The 15,842-nt window shown below is 67.1% G+C and carries 20 protein-coding genes and 2 tRNA genes; 5 read left to right on the plus strand and 17 right to left on the minus strand.

Annotated elements, in window-relative coordinates:
* Window positions 1-24 precede the first annotated feature (24 nt).
* The 5 genes from clpX to ACFWBF_RS18800 form a co-directional block, all read right to left on the minus strand.
* Window positions 25-1,311, minus strand: coding sequence for an ATP-dependent Clp protease ATP-binding subunit ClpX (clpX, locus tag ACFWBF_RS18780; RefSeq protein ID WP_385602707.1), 1,287 nt, complete (start codon window positions 1,309-1,311; stop codon window positions 25-27).
* Between the two features lie 153 nt (window positions 1,312-1,464).
* Window positions 1,465-2,136: an ATP-dependent Clp protease proteolytic subunit gene (locus ACFWBF_RS18785; RefSeq protein WP_384538811.1), complete on the minus strand. Its 672-nt coding sequence runs from the start codon at window positions 2,134-2,136 to the stop codon at window positions 1,465-1,467.
* A 55-nt stretch (window positions 2,137-2,191) separates the two neighbouring features.
* Window positions 2,192-2,809, minus strand: a complete 618-nt coding sequence (locus ACFWBF_RS18790; RefSeq protein ID WP_030026957.1) for an ATP-dependent Clp protease proteolytic subunit — start codon at window positions 2,807-2,809, stop codon at window positions 2,192-2,194.
* 285 nt (window positions 2,810-3,094) lie between these two features.
* The gene (gene tig / locus ACFWBF_RS18795) at window positions 3,095-4,489 is read right to left on the minus strand and encodes a trigger factor (protein WP_385602710.1); all 1,395 of its coding nucleotides are present in this window, start codon (window positions 4,487-4,489) and stop codon (window positions 3,095-3,097) included.
* Between the two features lie 163 nt (window positions 4,490-4,652).
* A tRNA-Pro gene (locus tag ACFWBF_RS18800) sits at window positions 4,653-4,729 on the minus strand.
* A gap of 169 nt (window positions 4,730-4,898) precedes the next feature.
* On the opposite strand from ACFWBF_RS18800, the gene ACFWBF_RS18805 reads away from it, so the two are divergent.
* Window positions 4,899-4,969, plus strand: a tRNA-Gly gene (locus tag ACFWBF_RS18805).
* Window positions 4,970-5,040: 71 nt separating this feature from the next.
* On the opposite strand, the gene ACFWBF_RS18810 is transcribed toward ACFWBF_RS18805, so the two are convergent.
* The 12 genes from ACFWBF_RS18810 to ACFWBF_RS18865 all read right to left on the minus strand — a co-directional run bounded on the left by ACFWBF_RS18810 (window position 5,041) and on the right by ACFWBF_RS18865 (window position 12,536).
* Complete coding sequence (locus tag ACFWBF_RS18810; RefSeq protein ID WP_385602713.1) at window positions 5,041-6,204, minus strand: tyrosine-type recombinase/integrase; 1,164 nt, start codon at window positions 6,202-6,204, stop codon at window positions 5,041-5,043.
* Window positions 6,204-6,407, minus strand: a complete 204-nt coding sequence (locus ACFWBF_RS18815) for an excisionase family DNA-binding protein (RefSeq protein WP_385602716.1) — start codon at window positions 6,405-6,407, stop codon at window positions 6,204-6,206. Before ACFWBF_RS18815 ends, ACFWBF_RS18810 begins: the two co-directional genes overlap by 1 nt.
* Window positions 6,400-7,815, minus strand: coding sequence for a replication initiator (locus ACFWBF_RS18820; RefSeq protein WP_385602856.1), 1,416 nt, complete (start codon window positions 7,813-7,815; stop codon window positions 6,400-6,402). The genes ACFWBF_RS18815 and ACFWBF_RS18820 overlap by 8 nt, the downstream gene beginning before the upstream one ends.
* Window positions 7,816-7,862: 47 nt before the next feature.
* Window positions 7,863-8,186 (minus strand): hypothetical protein, encoded by a 324-nt coding sequence (locus ACFWBF_RS18825; protein ID WP_385602719.1) that lies wholly within the window; start codon window positions 8,184-8,186, stop codon window positions 7,863-7,865.
* A 5-nt stretch (window positions 8,187-8,191) separates the two neighbouring features.
* Window positions 8,192-8,377 carry a hypothetical protein gene (locus tag ACFWBF_RS18830; RefSeq protein WP_385602721.1) on the minus strand — a complete coding sequence of 62 codons (186 nt, stop codon included), beginning with the start codon at window positions 8,375-8,377 and terminating at the stop codon, window positions 8,192-8,194.
* A gap of 86 nt (window positions 8,378-8,463) precedes the next feature.
* Window positions 8,464-8,784 (minus strand): hypothetical protein, encoded by a 321-nt coding sequence (locus ACFWBF_RS18835; RefSeq protein ID WP_385602722.1) that lies wholly within the window; start codon window positions 8,782-8,784, stop codon window positions 8,464-8,466.
* 23 nt (window positions 8,785-8,807) lie between these two features.
* Window positions 8,808-8,966, minus strand: a complete 159-nt coding sequence (locus ACFWBF_RS18840) for a hypothetical protein (RefSeq protein WP_266908904.1) — start codon at window positions 8,964-8,966, stop codon at window positions 8,808-8,810.
* 19 nt (window positions 8,967-8,985) lie between these two features.
* Window positions 8,986-9,177: a mobile element transfer protein gene (locus ACFWBF_RS18845; protein ID WP_385602726.1), complete on the minus strand. Its 192-nt coding sequence runs from the start codon at window positions 9,175-9,177 to the stop codon at window positions 8,986-8,988.
* 9 nt (window positions 9,178-9,186) lie between these two features.
* Window positions 9,187-9,834 (minus strand): DUF2637 domain-containing protein, encoded by a 648-nt coding sequence (locus ACFWBF_RS18850; RefSeq protein WP_385602729.1) that lies wholly within the window; start codon window positions 9,832-9,834, stop codon window positions 9,187-9,189.
* Window positions 9,835-9,911: 77 nt separating this feature from the next.
* On the minus strand, window positions 9,912-11,270 hold the full coding sequence (locus ACFWBF_RS18855; protein ID WP_385602732.1) for an FtsK/SpoIIIE domain-containing protein: 1,359 nt from the start codon (window positions 11,268-11,270) through the stop codon (window positions 9,912-9,914).
* A 2-nt stretch (window positions 11,271-11,272) separates the two neighbouring features.
* Window positions 11,273-11,614 (minus strand): hypothetical protein, encoded by a 342-nt coding sequence (locus ACFWBF_RS18860; RefSeq protein WP_385602735.1) that lies wholly within the window; start codon window positions 11,612-11,614, stop codon window positions 11,273-11,275.
* Window positions 11,615-11,753: 139 nt separating this feature from the next.
* On the minus strand, window positions 11,754-12,536 hold the full coding sequence (locus ACFWBF_RS18865; protein ID WP_385602738.1) for a GntR family transcriptional regulator: 783 nt from the start codon (window positions 12,534-12,536) through the stop codon (window positions 11,754-11,756).
* Between the two features lie 18 nt (window positions 12,537-12,554).
* Here ACFWBF_RS18865 and ACFWBF_RS18870 point away from each other — a divergent pair, with 18 nt between their 5' ends.
* From ACFWBF_RS18870 to ACFWBF_RS18885, 4 genes are all read left to right on the plus strand, one after another.
* Window positions 12,555-13,019, plus strand: coding sequence for an NUDIX hydrolase (locus tag ACFWBF_RS18870; protein WP_385602741.1), 465 nt, complete (start codon window positions 12,555-12,557; stop codon window positions 13,017-13,019).
* Window positions 13,020-13,054: 35 nt separating this feature from the next.
* Complete coding sequence (locus tag ACFWBF_RS18875) at window positions 13,055-13,228, plus strand: e9imm peptide (RefSeq protein WP_385602744.1); 174 nt, start codon at window positions 13,055-13,057, stop codon at window positions 13,226-13,228.
* Between the two features lie 470 nt (window positions 13,229-13,698).
* Window positions 13,699-14,037: a hypothetical protein gene (locus ACFWBF_RS18880; RefSeq protein WP_385602859.1), complete on the plus strand. Its 339-nt coding sequence runs from the start codon at window positions 13,699-13,701 to the stop codon at window positions 14,035-14,037.
* 8 nt (window positions 14,038-14,045) lie between these two features.
* Window positions 14,046-15,767, plus strand: coding sequence for a caspase family protein (locus ACFWBF_RS18885; RefSeq protein ID WP_385602747.1), 1,722 nt, complete (start codon window positions 14,046-14,048; stop codon window positions 15,765-15,767).
* Window positions 15,768-15,842 lie beyond the last annotated feature (75 nt).

Genomic DNA, 15,842 nt, shown 5'->3' on the forward strand with positions numbered 1-15,842 from the left:
CCCCTTCGCGTACAACCTCGCCGGCTACGCCGACTTCTCGTGCGGGCCCTGGTCCTTCGGGACGATCCGGGGCACCAGCGTCGGGTTGACGTTGGAGCGGACCACGTCCGCGGTGATGACCACGCGGGCCACGTCCTTGCGGGACGGGACCTCGTACATCACCGACATCAGGACCTCTTCCATGATGGCGCGCAGGCCGCGCGCGCCGGTCTGGCGCAGGATCGCCTGGTCGGCGATGGCTTCGAGGGCCCCGCGCTCGAAGTCCAGCTCCACGCCGTCGAGTTCGAAGAGCCGCTGGTACTGCTTGACCAGCGCGTTGCGCGGCTCGATCAGGATCTGGAGCAGGGCCTCGCGGTCCAGGTTGTGCACGGAGGTCAGCACGGGGAGGCGGCCGATGAACTCGGGGATCATCCCGAACTTCACCAGGTCCTCCGGCATGACCTCGTGGAACTGGTCGCTGGCCTCGATCTCGCGCTTCGAGCGGATCGTCGCCCCGAAGCCGATGCCCTTGGCGCCCGCACGCGACTCGATGATCTTCTCCAGGCCGGCGAAGGCGCCGCCCACGATGAAGAGCACGTTCGTCGTGTCGATCTGGATGAACTCCTGGTGCGGGTGCTTGCGTCCGCCCTGCGGCGGGACGGAGGCGGTCGTGCCCTCCAGGATTTTCAGGAGGGCCTGCTGAACGCCCTCGCCGCTCACATCGCGGGTGATCGACGGGTTCTCGCTCTTGCGGGCGACCTTGTCGATCTCGTCGATGTAGATGATCCCGGTCTCGGCCTTCTTGACGTCGTAGTCGGCCGCCTGGATCAGCTTGAGCAGGATGTTCTCGACGTCCTCGCCGACATACCCGGCCTCCGTCAGCGCCGTCGCGTCGGCGATGGCGAACGGGACGTTGAGCATGCGCGCGAGCGTCTGGGCCAGCAGGGTCTTGCCCGAGCCCGTGGGGCCCAGCAGCAGGATGTTGGACTTCGCGAGCTCGATCGCGTCGTCACGGCCCTGCGCGCCGCCGTTCTCGCCGGCCTGGACCCGCTTGTAGTGGTTGTACACCGCTACCGAGAGCGCCTTCTTCGCCGGCTCCTGGCCGACGACGTAGCTCTCCAGGAACTCGTAGATCTCACGGGGCTTGGGAAGTTCCTCCCACCGGACCTCGGAAGTCTCCGCGAGTTCCTCTTCGATGATCTCGTTGCAGAGGTCGATGCACTCGTCGCAGATGTACACACCGGGTCCTGCGATGAGCTTCTTCACCTGCTTCTGGCTCTTTCCGCAGAACGAGCACTTGAGCAGGTCGCCGCCGTCACCGATGCGTGCCACGAGGTGCTTCCCCTTCGCCTGGGAGACGCCTGGTTCAGCGCTCCTGGTGCCTCATATCCGACGGTACCTTGCCGGGGGCCCCGTGCGGGGCCCCCTTGACGTGGTTCACATCGCCGAATGCGGCAGCGTGCCCACGCCAACTGGCGGCAAGGATCAGGCCGAGCTCTTGCGGGTGGAGATGATCTGGTCGATCAGGCCGTAGGCCAGAGCGTCCTCGGCCGTGAGGATCTTGTCGCGCTCGATGTCCTCGCGGATCTTCTCCAGCGGGGTCGTCGAGTGCTTGGCCAGCATGGACTCCAGCTGGTCGCGCATGCGCAGGATCTCATTGGCCGCGATCTCCAGGTCGGAGAGCTGCTCACGGCCGGTGCCGCCGGAGGGCTGGTGGATCAGCACTCGGGCGTTCGGCAGGGCCATGCGCTTGCCGGGGGTGCCGGCGGCGAGCAGGACCGCGGCGGCGGAGGCCGCCTGGCCCATGCAGACCGTCTGGATGTCCGGCTTCACGAACTGCATCGTGTCGTAGATCGCGGTCAGCGCGGTGAAGGAGCCGCCGGGGCTGTTGATGTAGATCGAGATGTCGCGGTCGGGGTCCATCGACTCCAGGCACAGCAGCTGCGCCATGACGTCGTTGGCGGACGCGTCGTCGATCTGCACGCCGAGGAAGATCACGCGCTCCTCGAAGAGCTTCGCGTACGGGTCGTACTCGCGCACGCCCTGCGAGGTGCGCTCGACGAAGCGCGGGATGACGTAGCGGTTGTCCACCTGAGCGCCGGTGTGGAGGCCGCTCGCGGGAGAGAGGTTGTTCATGTACATCTGGGTGTTCACCATCCTGGTGGCGTTCTGCGGGCTGTCGGCTGCTGGGTACTGACGGTGTGCGCCGGGATCAGGCCCCGGTGCCGCCGCCGCCCGGAACGTTCGACGCGGCCGAGATGATCTCGTCGATGAGGCCGTAGTCCTTGGCTTCCTCGGAGGTGAACCAGCGGTCGCGGTCGCCGTCGCGGATGATCGCCTCGACGGTCTGGCCCGAGTGGAACGCGGTGATCTCGGCCATGCGCTGCTTGGTGCGCAGCAGGTACTGGGCCTGGATCTTGATGTCCGACGCGGTGCCACCGATGCCGGCGGAGCCCTGGTGCATCAGGATGTCGGTGTTCGGCAGGGCGAAGCGCTTGCCCTTGGCGCCGCCGGTCAGCAGGAACTGGCCCATCGAGGCCGCCATTCCCATGCCGATGGTGACGACGTCGTTCGGGATGTACTGCATGGTGTCGTAGACCGCCATGCCGGCCGTCACCGAGCCACCGGGGCTGTTGATGTACAGGTAGATGTCCTTCTCCGGCTCGGCGGCCAGGAGGAGGAGCTGTGCGGTGATCTTGTTGGCGATGTCGTCGTCGACCTGCTGGCCGAGGAAGATGATGCGCTCGCCGAGCAGCCGGTTGTAGACATGGTCGCCGAGGCCGCCACCGATGGACGGCTCACCCGCGGCGTAAGGCTTCAGATTCGTCACGTATCCACCTGCTCGTCTCCGACGGCCACATGCCGTCTCAGCGTCTCGTTCTGGGGCGCGGACCAGCCGTGCGGACGATGTCCACCGGCTTCGGGTACTCCCGTGCCCTCGTATTCATGGACCCTAACGCGCAGGTCGGACAACGCCATCCCGCTTCCCGAACTGTTCGCTCGGAGCGCAAGGTCCCGGGGCCCCTCCAGAGGTGTGCCGAAGGGCCCGGACACGACTGTGTCCGGGCCCTTCGGGCACTGCTCAGCGGGTCTCGCGCAGGGCGTGACCGGGGTGTTACTTGGCCTCGTCGGCCGCGGTCTCGTCGTCACCGTCGACGGTGTTCTCGACGGTCTCGGCGGCCTGCTCGGCCTCGTCCTCGTCGTCGGAGAGGTCGACGACCTCACCGTTGGTGTCGACGACCTTGGAGGCCTCGACGACGACCGCGAGGGCCTTGCCGCGGGCGACCTCGCCGACGAGCATCGGAACCTGGCCACCCTCGACGACGGCCTGGGCGAACTGGTCGGGGGACATGCCGGAGGAGGCGGCGCGGCGCATGAGGTGCTCGGTGAGCTCCTCCTGGTTGACGCCCAGCTTCTCCTTGTTGACCAGCGCGTCGAGGACGAACTGCGTCTTGATGCCCTTGACGGCCTGCTCGGAGGTCTCGGCGTCGAACTCCTCGCGGGTCTTGCCCTGGATCTCGAGGTACTTGTCGATGTCGAGGCCCATCTGGCCCAGCTGGTGGTGCTCGAGGTTGTGCGTACGGGTCTGGACCTCGTCCGCGAGGAGCTTCTCGGGGATCGGGACCTCGACGAGCTCCAGCAGCTTCTCCAGGACGCGCTCCTGGGCCTGCGTGGCCTGGTCGTACTGCTTCATGTTCTCGAGGCGCGTGCGGCTGTCCGCCTTGAGGGCCTCGATGGTGTCGAACTCGCTCGCCATCTGCGCGAACTCGTCGTCCAGCTCCGGCAGCTCGCGGGCGGAGACCTTGGTGACCTTGACGGTGACCTCGGAGTCCTTGCCCTCGGCGGAGCCGCCCTTCAGCTGGGAGGTGAAGGTGGCCTCGCCACCGGCCTCCAGGCCCTTGACGGCCTCGTCGATGCCCTCGAGGAGCTCGCCCGAGCCGATGGTGTAGGAGACGTCGGTGGCGACACCGTCCTCCAGCACCTCGCCGTCGACCTTGGCCTCGAGGTCGATCGTCACGACGTCGCCCTCTTCGGCGGCGCGCTCGACGTCCTTGGTGGACGCGAAGCGGGCGCGCAGCTGCTCGACCGACTTCTCGACGTCCTCGTCGGAGACCTCGATGGCGTCGACCTCGACCTCGATGCCGGAGTAGTCCGGGATCTCGATCTCGGGGCGGATGTCGACCTCGGCGGTGAAGGCCAGCAGCTCGCCGTCCTTCAGCTCCGTGATGTCCACCTCGGGCTGGCCCAGCGGGTTCAGGTCCGCCTCGTTGACGGCCTCGGTGTAGAACTTCGGGAGGGCGTCGTTGACGGCCTCCTCCAGCACCGCACCGCGGCCGAAGCGCTGGTCGATGACGCGGGCCGGGATCTTGCCCTTGCGGAAGCCCTTCACCGTGACCTGCTGGTTGATCTTCTTGTAGGCCGCGTCGAGGCTGTCCTTGAGCTCCTCGAAGGGCACCTCAACAGTGAGCCGAACCCGAGTCGGGTTCAGGGTCTCCACGGCGCTCTTCACGGTTCGGTCTCCTTGTGGCTGACTGCTGGGGATTCTGCCGTCACGCTGAGATCCAGCGGTCCGGCGGACTTCGGCCCGGTACATCAGACACACGGGCACGCAGCTTGCATAGTAACCGCTAGCGGCAATCAGCCCACAACGCGATCATCGTGAGCGGTGGTGGTGGTCGGGGTGGCCGGATTCGAACCGACGACCTTCCGCTCCCAAAGCGGACGCGCTACCAAGCTGCGCCACACCCCGTCGGTGCGACACGTAGGGTACATGCCCGGAGACGCTCCGACGCCCCCGGTTTCCGGGAACGTCTCACGCGGGCCATGCGAAGACCCGCAAATGCGGTGTGCGATCCCCCGCCCCGACCCGCTAGGATGCTGTCCGTGCCGCGGTCCTCGGACCTGGCGGCGCGCGCATTGCGGGTGTAGCTCAATGGTAGAGCACTAGTCTTCCAAACTAGCTACGCGGGTTCGATTCCCGTCACCCGCTCAAAAGTACTGAAGGGCCAGGTCAGAGGACGTTTCCTCCGCCTGGCCCTCAGTCGTTCCCAGGGGCTTCGATCAGCTCTCCGTGCCCCCTGCGTGCCCCTTCCGCTGTGGATCTTCCTTCGTGCCCTTGGGTGCCTTGCGCCCCTTCTTCACGAGCCCGCTCAGCGCGTCCGCGATCAGCCGGTCCCGGTCGGCGCTGGCGTGTTGGTAGATGAGCGCGGCGCGAGCGGTGCTGTGGCCCATGCGCGTCATCAACTCCCGTGTGCTGGCACCCGTTGACGCGGCCAGCGTATTGCCCGTGTGCCGCAGATCATGGAAGTGCAGTCCCTTGATTCCCGCCTCCCGACACGCCTTGTGCCACAGCCGGTTGAAGTGATTCCGGCGCGGAGTCGCCCCCTTGGCCCCGACGAAGACACGCCCATCGGCGCCGGCCTCGGCATGCCGCTTCAGGTGTTCGTGGATGTCCGCGAGGATCACGCCAGGAATGGAGACGGTCCTCTTGCCCGCGGCACTCTTGGGCGCTTTGATCTCCCGCTGTCCGTTGCTCAGCTCGGCGACGGACCGCCGAACACGCACGGTCCTCTGCTCAAGGTCCACATCCCGCCGCTGGAGGCCGATCAGCTCGCCCCAGCGCAGCCCGAGAAACCCGGCCATGAGCACGAGAGTTCGATAGCGCGGCTGAATCGCCTCGGCCAGCGCGTAGACCTCTTTGACCGTGGCGATCGGACGTTCCGGTGTGTGTACGGAGCTGGCGCCCTTGACCTGGCAGGGATTCCGCCGGATCAGCTCGTCGGACACGGCCGTACCCAGGATGGCGCGGAGCAGGGCGTAGGCCTTGGCCACGGTGGTGGGCCCGGTGCCGGCGGTGAGCTTGTCGGCCCGCCAGCGCCGTACGAGGGGCGGCGAGATCTCCGCCAGGTTGACGGTGCCAAAAACCGGCTCCAGGTGGTGCTTGAGGAGCGAGGAGTAAAGCTGCCGCGTGGTGCTGGTCAGCTCGCGCTCTTTGACCCAGGCAACGGCGAACGGACCGAAGGCGACCTTCCCGGCGTCGGGATCGCGCCAGTCCCCCCGCCGCATCTCGGTCTGCTTGTCGGCGAGCCAGTCGTCCGCGTCCTTCTTGGTACGGAAGGTCTCGGGCGCGGGGCGGAGCTGTCCGTCCGGTCCGAGGTACCGGGCCTGATACCGGCCGGAGGGCAGCTTGCGGACCCTGCCGAAAGGTCGGCGCTTTCCGGCCATCAGGCAGCCACCCCCAGACGGCGGCGACGCGGCTCGACGGTGTGCGCGCTGATGTAGGCGTGGACGGCACTCTCCGGGATGCGCACGTGTCGCCCGACCTTCACATAGGTGATCCGCCGCTCCTCGACGAGGCGCCGGGGGAACCTCACCGTGGTGCCGAGCAGTTCGGCGACCTGGACGACGCTGAGGTAGCGCTCATTCATGCGGCTCTCCTTGCAGGGCTTCGCGGGCGGTCTGGCGGTTCAGCTGGATATCGCGCGCGATGGTCGCGGCGAGGACGGACTCCCCCGGGCTGTGTCCGTGCCCGGCGTACTCCCAGGAGGCGAGGACGAGCACGGTGTCCGGCTCGAAGTCGTCGAGGCCGCGTGCTTCGCGTTCCTGGGCGGCGCGGTAGTCGGCGCGGGTCTGGCGGAGGGCGCCGAGGGTGGTGGAGTACTGGCGGGACTTGGTGGAGAAGTGACCGCGGAAGCCGAGCATGTGGGCCCAGCGGGTGAGCGCGCGGTCCGGATAGAGGGGGTGCAGGGCGGCGCAGGCCTCCATGAGGCGGCGGGCGTGTTCGGACACGGGCAACCGGGCGAGGTCCTCGCCGAGGCCGGTTCCGTGGCAGCGGGAGCAGCGGCTCAGTGCGGAGCCGGGGCGGTTGTAGCGGTCGGAGAGGCCGGTCCCCCGGCACTTGCGGCAGTGCACGGCCGTGTCGGTGACTCCGGTGGATTCGGCTGCCTTGGTCGCATACTTCGCGACGTACGAGGCGACGGCCTGTTCGGTGATGTCGGAGCCGTCCCCGAAGGCCTTGATGGGGCGTACGTCGAGCTGCGTGCCCCAGCGGAGGGTGCGGGCGGGCTGGTCCTCGGCGGGAGGGACCCCTACCGACGTGTAGGAGTGGGCTACGGCGGAGCGGATCGATCGTTCGAGGAGTTCCGTGCTGGCCCAGTACGGCGGCGGGCTGGAGGGGCCGGCCGGTCCGTCGATGCGGATGACGGCGTGGAAGTGGATGGCGCCGCGCTTCTGGAACTCGGCGACCTTGCCGTAGGAGATCCGGGCTTCCTCCGTCAGTTCGCGTTGGGTCAGGCCGGCGGAGGCGGCGATCTCGCGGCGCAGGCGGGTCGTGAAGCGCTGCCAGAGCTGTCCAGCGTGGTTGTTGAAGAGGACGGCTGCGGCGTAGTCGTAGGTGTTCGGGTCGAAGGCGGTGCCGAGTTCGGGCGCGTCCTCCAGGTGGTGCTTGCCGCAGCGGCAGGGACGGCCGGCGGGGCGGTTGTGGACCGGGCCGAAGGACGGGGCGGTAAGGGTGGCGAAGACCCGGGGGTGTGCGCGGACGGTGGCGGGGATGTCGCGGCGGTCGTCGCCTGCCAGTCCGGCCCGGATGAGGTGGTAGGTGTCTCCTGCGTACGTCCAGGCGCATGCGGGGCAGCGGGAGGCGCGGCGGTTCCCACAGGCGATGCGGAGGCGGGCACCGGGCTCGTCCGCGGTGGAGTAGCGGTGCAGGATCTCGCCGGAGGTCTTGTCCTTGGCGACGGTCCAGCCGGTGATGTGGATCGGGTCGGAGCAGCCGCCGGTGCGGCGGATCTGGTCCTCCCAGCGTGCGTACCCGGGGGCCCCGGCCACCTTCAGCATCTCGCCGAGGATGGCCGGGTCCAGGTCCGCGGAGGTCGCGGTGTTGGTCACTCCGTCACCGCCGCCGGGGCAGGGGTGATGTACGCATAGATCTTGAGGGTGATCCGGCCGAGCGGCGTGGTGAAGAGAAGCCGCCGGTCCCCCTCGGAGCTGGCGAGCTCCACATCGAGAGCGTCGGTGTGGGTGGCCAGGCGCCAGGCTTCCAGGTCGGCCGGGCCGTCGAGGAGGACGTGTGCCTCCGTGGGTGTGATCTGGCTGGTGGTGATGTAGGCGCCGGGCAGGTCGGGGTGGAGTTCGGCCAGCTGGGCGAGGGCCGCGAGCACTGCGGACTGCGCGGCGAGCGGGTTGGTCAGGTCGGTATCCGTCAGCACTGCGGTCACCTGCCGGCCGAAGCGACGACGACACGGCGGACGAAGGGCTTGCCGATGCCGTGGCAGGCCGGGCAGTGGGCGGTGATCGTACGGAGGTGGCCGGAGCGGTCCCGGCCGCCGAGGGTGACGGCGACGGAGGCGTGCCCGTCGCAGTTCGGGCAGAGCTCTCCCCGGGCGTTGTGGTTCATCATGGTGCTGCCTTCCGGTTCATTGGATCGGGCAGGTGCACGGCGCCGGGACGGCGGAGACTTGGCGGTTGAGGCCGTCCCGGGGCCGGTCAACGGCTCCTGAATTCCTGGCGCAGGGCGCGGACGAGGAACAGCAGGACGACGGCGCTGACGGACAGGGCGACGGCGGTGACCGCGACGGCCAGGAGCAGCGACACGGCGACGGACGCCAGCGCGAGGACTCCGGCGACTCCGCCGGCGGCGAGGGCGAGCGCGGTACCGGGCGAGCTCTGGACCAGGCCGCCGAAGGCGCTCGGGGACTTCGCCGGGACGGGGGCCGGGCCGGACTCCGCGTACTCGGCGGGGACCGGGGTCGGTCGGATGGTTGCCGGGGTGTAGGTGTCGGGGCTGGGGTACTTGGGCTTGAACATGTCCGTTGCCCTTCCGGGGCGGGTTACTTGTTGATCGCGGTGTCGATGGCCGGGGCGAGGAAGCTGTCCGCCAGGAGGAAGCCGCCGACGAGGATCACAGCGACGAGCCAGAGCGGCGGGCGGACGAGCTTGTAGCCGAGGACACCGACGACCAGCAGGGCGAACCAAAGCGGGACGTCCATGGCGGTTGTCCTTCCGGGGTCAGCTGACGCGGCAGCGGTGGGAGCGGGCGGCGAGCTGGGCGGCGGTCGAGGAGCTGTAGTCCGCGGACCAGCCGCAGCCGTCGGTGGTGCAGACGGCGGTGTCCTTGTTGCGGCCGCGGCGGTCGCGGTAGGTGCCTATCTGGACGGGGCCGATCTTCATGAGCGAGCGGAAGTTGATCCGGGCGGGCATGGGATCTCCTCAGGCGAGCTGGGCGGCGATGGCTTCGGCCATCGGGGACGGGACGCCGAGGCGGGCGCGCAGGGTCTCGGCGTCGATGTCCGAGCCGGTACGGGTGCGGTGGTCGGCGGCGATCTTCCGGGCGTGGGCGACGAGGGCGGGCGGAGCGGTGACCGCCGGCGCGAGGGCGGGCAGGTCGGGAGGCGTGTCGGTCTGTACGCCGGGTTCTGTCTCCCGCTCGACCACCGGCATGGGCGCCGGGTCGGGGCCGGGTTCCGGCGCACTGGGCGACGTAGGCCGCTGTCGGTGGACCAGGAGCGTGCCGCCGAGGAAGGCGAGTGCAGGCCATCCGGCGACGAGGATGCGGAGCCAGTCCGGGACGTCGCGGAGGTCGAGGAGTCCGGCGGTCGCGACGTTCGCGCCGAGCGAGGCCGCCAGGGCGACGGCGAACCAGGACCAGGCCGACCGCGAGGGCTCCCCCGCATCCCGGAGGGAGCGGAGGCGGTGCCAGGCGGCGACGAGGAGCAGGTCCACGCTGACCGGGTAGGCCCAGGCCTTCCAGCCGTCCTGGCCGGCGGCTTCCGCGAGGTCGTGGAGGTGGGCGAAGGAGAGGGCTCCGGCGATGACGGCCTGGACGAGGACGGCGTCCGGGCGGACCAGGCGGGTCATGGTCTTCACCTCGTTTCGGGCATGGGTGGGGTAGGGACTTGGCGCGAGAGGCCGCGCCGACCGGGTGGGGCGAGTGATCAGAAGGCAGGTGCCGAGGCGGTCTTCGGCTGGACCTTGCCGACGAGGACGCGTACCGGGAGCGCGGGCCGGAAGGGCTCCAGCTCGGGGATGCTCGGAGTGCGGTGCGCCTGGGCGTTGCAGGTGTTGACGGCCTGGCGGAGCGTGGTGTGCGGGGCTCGGATACGGGACCAGCCGCCGGAGGAGTCACCGACCACGGCGGTACCGGGACGGTCCTTGTCGATCTGGACGGCGGCGAGGACAGCGTCCGGGGAGATGTCCCCGAAGGCCATGTTCGCCGAGGTCTCGTCGTTGACGCGGTGGGCGGTACGGCCGGTGAGCTGGGCGCGGAGCATGGTGATGCCCTTGCCGAGCTCGGAACCGAAGCGCTGGCCGCAGATCTCCAGATGGATGCCGGCGGCGCGGCCGAGCTGGGCGAGGCGTACGAGGTCGGTGACGATCTGGTCCCGCCGGGCCTCTTCGGCCTTGCCCGCCGCGAGGGCGAGCTCCGCGACCTCATCGACGAGGACCACGACCGGTACGGGTCGAAGGTGCGCGGGCAGGTCCCAGATATCGGCGGTGATCTCCGCATCCGGCAGGTCGATGCTGATCCGCTGCTCGGCCCGGATGACCTCGTAGACGCGGCCCATGTACTGGATGAGCGCGGCCAGCAGCTCCGCCGCATCGTCCGGGTTGTCGGCCAGGGCAGTGAAGCGCCGTGCCATCGGCGCGAGTTCCACGCCGTTCTTGCAGTCAATGCCGACGAGGGCGACGTTCTGCGCCGCGAGCCCCGAGACGAGCGTGCGCTGATAGACGGACTTCCCGGACTTGGTCGCGCCGACGTTCAAGGCGTGCGGGACCTGCCGGTAGTCCCGGTGATGGACCTGCCCGTCTTCCCGCAGGGCCACCGGAACCCGGAGCGGTTCACCGGGCATGGCCGCCGGCATGCGCACCCGCTTGAGTACGTCGTACCCGGTCATCCGCAGCTCGACGACGCCGGAGCGAATCTCGCGCGAGACGACGTTGTGGAGGGCGAAGGAGTGCCGAAGCCGATCGGACGAGGCGGAGAAGTCGAACGCGTCCTGTCCGGGCCGGAGTTTCAGCCGTAGGACCAGTCCGGTCAAGGTGGGGCGAAGCCGCAGGATGCGCGGCGAACGGGCTTCAGGAACGGGGCGGTTGGCGACCCGGGCGAGGGCCAGTCGCCAGCGGGAGGGCGGGACGGTCAGCCCGCAGGCGTCCATCACCGAGCGGTAGCGGATCAAGACGCGGATGGTCGCGAAGGTGACCCCGAAGGTCATCCAGTACCAGGTGGGCCGCTGCCAGCGCAGTACGAGCGCGAGGGCGAGGACCACCAGCAGCGTGACCCATAAGGCGTTCACGCTCAGCCCGCCTTTGCGGCGAGCGAGGTGACGGCGACGGCGCGGAAGCTGATGCCGTGGCGCTTCTGGCCGTTGAACTCGTTCTCCCAGGGGCGGGCTACGAGGCCGGTCAGCGCGACCGGGGTGCCCATGACCAGCTCACCCGAGATTCCGGGCGCCGGTACGACCACCGAGAGGACCTCGGCCTCGCCGTACGCGGCGAACAGCACGTCCACGGTCATCATCTGGGACCCGGTCTCGGGGTCCGTGGCGATCTCACCGGTCCGACGGTCCTTGATCTTCACGGCCGGGGGCTGGGCCACCATCACCAGGGCGGCTGAGCTGTCTACGGGAATCTGACGCACAGCAGAACACTCCTCTATAGATGCTGAACTCCGTCACTCATGTATAGGAGTGACATGAAGAAGAGTGCCTGACTCCTGTACATGAGTCAACCCGCTACGAAGAGAAACTCGCAGCGGGCTGTGGGCAGTTGAGCGAGCGTCAGTCGCGCGCCGGGATCCGGTACTCGAAGACGAACTGATCAGCGGCCATGAGGGTGTCGCAGACCTCGACGACGCGACCTTCCTCCGTGACCGCGTCCCGGAGCAGGTGCACCACCGGGGCGCCAGGGGTCAGCGACAGCTCGGTCGCCTCAGCCTTGGCGGCCGGCCGGGCCTGGAGCGTCTCGACGTACTCGGCGAAGACGTGCCCGTGATCCTCGAGTCGCGCGTAGATGCCGCCGGGCCCCGGATTCTCGGCGAACAACTCCGGGATGTCCTTCACGACGTCCCACGGCAGGTACGAGGTAGCCGTCTCCACAGGCGTCCCGTTCCGGAAGTACAGCCGACGCCGGGCCAGCACCTGAGTCCCCGCGGTGACCCCGAGCCGCGACGCAATCTCCTCCGGCGCCTCCATTGGCCCGATGAACAGCACACTCACCTTGGCTTCAGCCCCAGACTGCGCAGACTCGGCGAGGTACGCCGCCCGACCCTCCTGCCGATGCGTACGCCGGAAGCGATCGGAAGACCGGTGCCGCACGGGCGGCCGAGCCTTCACCAGCGAGCCCTTGCCGTGCCGGGTCTCCACGAGCCCACTGGCCCGCACCTCGACCATGGCCTTGCGGATCGTCCCGCCCGCGACGCCGTAGCGCTCCACGAGCTCCGACTCACTCGGCACCATGTCGCCGGCCTTCAGCACGCCGGCCCGGATCTGCTGGACGATGTCGTCAGCGATCTGCACATAGCGCGGCACAGCCCCTCGGCCCCCTCCTACTGCGGTTCCCATAGTCCTTCTCTTCCTCCTATGCTCCTGTACATGAGTACGGGTTCCCCGCAGGCCAAGTCAACGCCACTGCACTCCGTGTCCGTAGCCGGGGCAGTGCTGCGCGAGGACGGCCGCCTCCTGGCGATCCGTCGCGCGGACAACGGGACTTGGGAACTGCCGGGCGGAGTACTCGAACTCACCGAGTCCCCGGAGGCCGGCGTCCGCCGCGAGGTCCTCGAGGAAACAGGCATCGAGGTCGAGGTCAACGACCTGACCGGGGTCTACAAGAACACCGCCCGAGGCATCGTCGCCATGGTCTTCCGCTGCAAGCCGTCAGGCGGCACCGAGCGCACCTCGGAGGAATCGACCGCGGTCGCCTGGCTCACCCCAGAAGAGGTCACTGCTCAGATGTCCGAGGTCTACGCGATCCGCCTCCTAGACGCCCTCGACGACGCAGGCCCCCACGTCCGCAGCCACGACGGCCGCCAGCTCGTCACGTCATGACCCACGAGGACGCTGTGCGCCTGGTCCAGCAACTCATGGATGGCGACACAGCGACCGAGGGCGAGGGCAGCACGATCATCGAAGCCCTGGAACTGGGCCTACGGTGTCCGCACGTCAGCGACTACATCTTCTACCCGGGCCCCGGACAGCACCCTTCCGCCGAGCAGGTCGTCGAACGAGCCTTGGCCTACCGCCCGATCGCGCTCTGATCCCGAAGCCATGCGGTAAGAGTTTCCCTACTTCATCAAGGGCGCTTCCGCCGCCAAGGCGGCGTCGCGCGCCCGTCGCCCGGACCTGCGCTCCTGTCTGCGCCCCGCTCCAGCCCGGCCGCCGGCCGCACGCCTACGGCTCGGGTAGATGGTGGGAGAAACCCGCTGTGGCTGGGGCGGTCGGCTCCACGGCTTTACCCACCTCCCCGGTTCGGGTCCCGCGTCGGGCAAGACCAGGGGGCCACTCGACCACATTGCGGTCAGGCCCAAAGCCTGCCCGAGTTGCCAACCAGCGTACGGCCCCCTGGTCATGCCCGACCCCAAACCGGGCAGGACACCGGCCAAAGCCGCTCCGCCGCCCGAGTTGCTTGGCTCAACGTAGAAACCGAGGAGAAGGCTCTCTTCCCCGATGACACCTCAACTAGGCTGTGCCAAGGCGCTAGATGCAGGGGCGAGGGGGACGTTACGTGATGCGCATCGGCATGATCGGCCACGGATCCGAAGAAGAGTTGCGATCACTTCGCGAATGGCTGCTGGAGAGCCCTGAAATCCGCAGGCACACAAGAATCGCCTGGGACTTCGAAGAGCCGCAGCCGGGTGAGATGAGCGGAGGCACCGTAGCGGCCATTCAGCTCATTACCGATAACCTTTGGCAGATTGCTACCTTCGCACTTTCATACGCCACATGGCGGAAGACTCGCAGCCGGAACACCTCGGTAACAATCGAGCACAATGGTCGGCGCTTGGGCATCGAGAGTAATGAAGAAGACACGGTAAATCGCATTATCAGGGAACTCGGCGACGAATAGGAAGTGCGGTGACACTTCCAAATCCTCAAGCGTCTCGCGCAGTCCTTATCGGCGTAGGAGATTACACCCACCTGCCGAAGCTCACGACGGTGCGGCAAAACATCGCCGCTCTTGCGCAGATCCTCACGAGCAAAACGTCATGGAACCTTCCGCCGGAAAATTGCATCACTGTGCATGATCCCAAGACGCCAGAAGATTTGGTCGACCCTGTTCACCAGGGTGCCCAAGAAGCTACGGATGCCCTGCTGGTTTATTATGCAGGCCACGGCCTTCGAGGCGATAGCCGCGGTGAATTTCGACTCACTCGATCAACTTCTCGATCGGGGGCTCCGCACACTTCAACAGATTACAACGACGTGCGAGAGACACTCCTCAATTCATCAGCTGCCACGCGCATTGTGATTCTTGACTGCTGCTACGCCGCGACAGCCCTCGGAGTCATGTCAGACCCCACCTCATTGGCCGAAGAGGCGTCCATTGAGGGAACATATTTGATTGCTGCCGCCGGGGAAACGCAAGCAGCCATGGCGGATAACGGTCACGGATTTACTGTATTCACGGGTGAACTGGTAGGCCTACTTCGGAATGGCGTACCGGACAAAACCAGGCGTTTCATTGACCTGGATTCTACCTACTCTCATTTGCTTCAATCGCTTCGCTCCAAGGCTCGCCCACTTCCCCATAGAAGGGTGCGGGATTCCCCAGGGCGCCTTGCTCTTTCATTGAATAAGCAATGGAGTGATAAGGAATCATTCCCAAATGCGACCAGCGCCGACACCGCTTTAGAGATCCGACTAGAGGCGACCTCAGCACCTCTCGAGGACGGCCAGTCCCCTACTGCCCCGCCTGCTGTGCGCGCCTCACCGTCAACTGGCCAGCCACAGGCGGAACCTCTCCCCAGCAGCATCACGCGTGACTCAGGTGCAGCAATAGCAACCGTCGGCACCTGCCTAGAAGCCGGGGCCCAAAGCGAAGCGCCTAGCGAGGCTCCACCCGCAACGTGGGCATCGCCAGGGGCGCAGCAAACGCTCGGCAACGTCGCTCAAGTTCACCCCGGCAGGAGGGTGCCCCGCACTCTCTCGGAGCTCAGCGAATTCTGGCCCGAGATCTTGGAGGCAGTGAAGGGCCACCGACGCTTCGCATGGATCGCACTTAGCCACTATGCCAAGGTAACGGAATTTGACGGAACTCGTGTAGTTCTCGAATTCGACACGAAAGCCCACTCGGATAGTTACCTTGAAGCAAAGGCGGATAAATCCCTGGAGCACGTCGTGCGTGAGGTTCTCACGCTCCCGTGGGTAATCGAGATGCGAACTAAAAGTGCGGCTAGCCCTACAGTGCCGAGACCTCAATGGTCACACAACGCCGGCGAATGGCCCACCAGTCGGAAATTCGCAGATATACACGATGTCGCCCCGCTCGGCTCGAACCTTACGCGAGAATTAGCTGAGCACCGACTCGCCGACCCATCGGTAGTCGATAGAAGCTGGGCCGCCGTCCTTGTTGAGGTTGAGAAGCGCCGACGTTTCGCTTTTATTCTCCTGAACAGTTACGCGAAACTCGAATATTTCGGGGAATATACCGTGCTCTTGATGTTCGCAAACGAATCGGCTTTCCGCAACTACAATTCATCAGGCGTCCATCAGTTGCTTGAAGCGACTCTTTTGGAGATATTTCAGCGCCCATATCATGTCGAAGCATGCACTAGTTCCGGGTGTGTGAACTTTTAATTCTGAGCACACGTCACATCCGAAAGTGTCAATTTACGAAAGATTTCCTTCGGAACTAGGTCTGCCGGGAAACCT

The sequence above is a fragment of the Streptomyces sp. NPDC060028 genome (genome assembly GCF_042736725.1).
Lineage (GTDB): Bacteria > Actinomycetota > Actinomycetes > Streptomycetales > Streptomycetaceae > Streptomyces.

Excerpts from the sequence above, each read along its gene's own strand:
- ACFWBF_RS18880 (WP_385602859.1), top strand. The coding sequence starts at position 13,699 with ATGCGCATCGGCATGATCGGCCACGGATCCGAAGAAGAGTTGCGATCA.
- ACFWBF_RS18875 (WP_385602744.1), top strand. The coding sequence starts at position 13,055 with ATGGATGGCGACACAGCGACCGAGGGCGAGGGCAGCACGATCATCGAA.
- ACFWBF_RS18835 (WP_385602722.1), bottom strand. The coding sequence starts at position 8,784 with ATGTTCAAGCCCAAGTACCCCAGCCCCGACACCTACACCCCGGCAACC.
- ACFWBF_RS18845 (WP_385602726.1), bottom strand. The coding sequence starts at position 9,177 with ATGCCCGCCCGGATCAACTTCCGCTCGCTCATGAAGATCGGCCCCGTC.
- ACFWBF_RS18785 (WP_384538811.1), bottom strand. The coding sequence starts at position 2,136 with ATGGTGAACACCCAGATGTACATGAACAACCTCTCTCCCGCGAGCGGC.
- ACFWBF_RS18850 (WP_385602729.1), bottom strand. The coding sequence starts at position 9,834 with ATGACCCGCCTGGTCCGCCCGGACGCCGTCCTCGTCCAGGCCGTCATC.
- ACFWBF_RS18870 (WP_385602741.1), top strand. The coding sequence starts at position 12,555 with ATGCTCCTGTACATGAGTACGGGTTCCCCGCAGGCCAAGTCAACGCCA.
- ACFWBF_RS18810 (WP_385602713.1), bottom strand. The coding sequence starts at position 6,204 with ATGGCCGGAAAGCGCCGACCTTTCGGCAGGGTCCGCAAGCTGCCCTCC.
- ACFWBF_RS18840 (WP_266908904.1), bottom strand. The coding sequence starts at position 8,966 with ATGGACGTCCCGCTTTGGTTCGCCCTGCTGGTCGTCGGTGTCCTCGGC.
- ACFWBF_RS18820 (WP_385602856.1), bottom strand. The coding sequence starts at position 7,815 with ATGCTGAAGGTGGCCGGGGCCCCCGGGTACGCACGCTGGGAGGACCAG.
- ACFWBF_RS18865 (WP_385602738.1), bottom strand. The coding sequence starts at position 12,536 with ATGGGAACCGCAGTAGGAGGGGGCCGAGGGGCTGTGCCGCGCTATGTG.
- ACFWBF_RS18830 (WP_385602721.1), bottom strand. The coding sequence starts at position 8,377 with ATGATGAACCACAACGCCCGGGGAGAGCTCTGCCCGAACTGCGACGGG.
- ACFWBF_RS18815 (WP_385602716.1), bottom strand. The coding sequence starts at position 6,407 with ATGAATGAGCGCTACCTCAGCGTCGTCCAGGTCGCCGAACTGCTCGGC.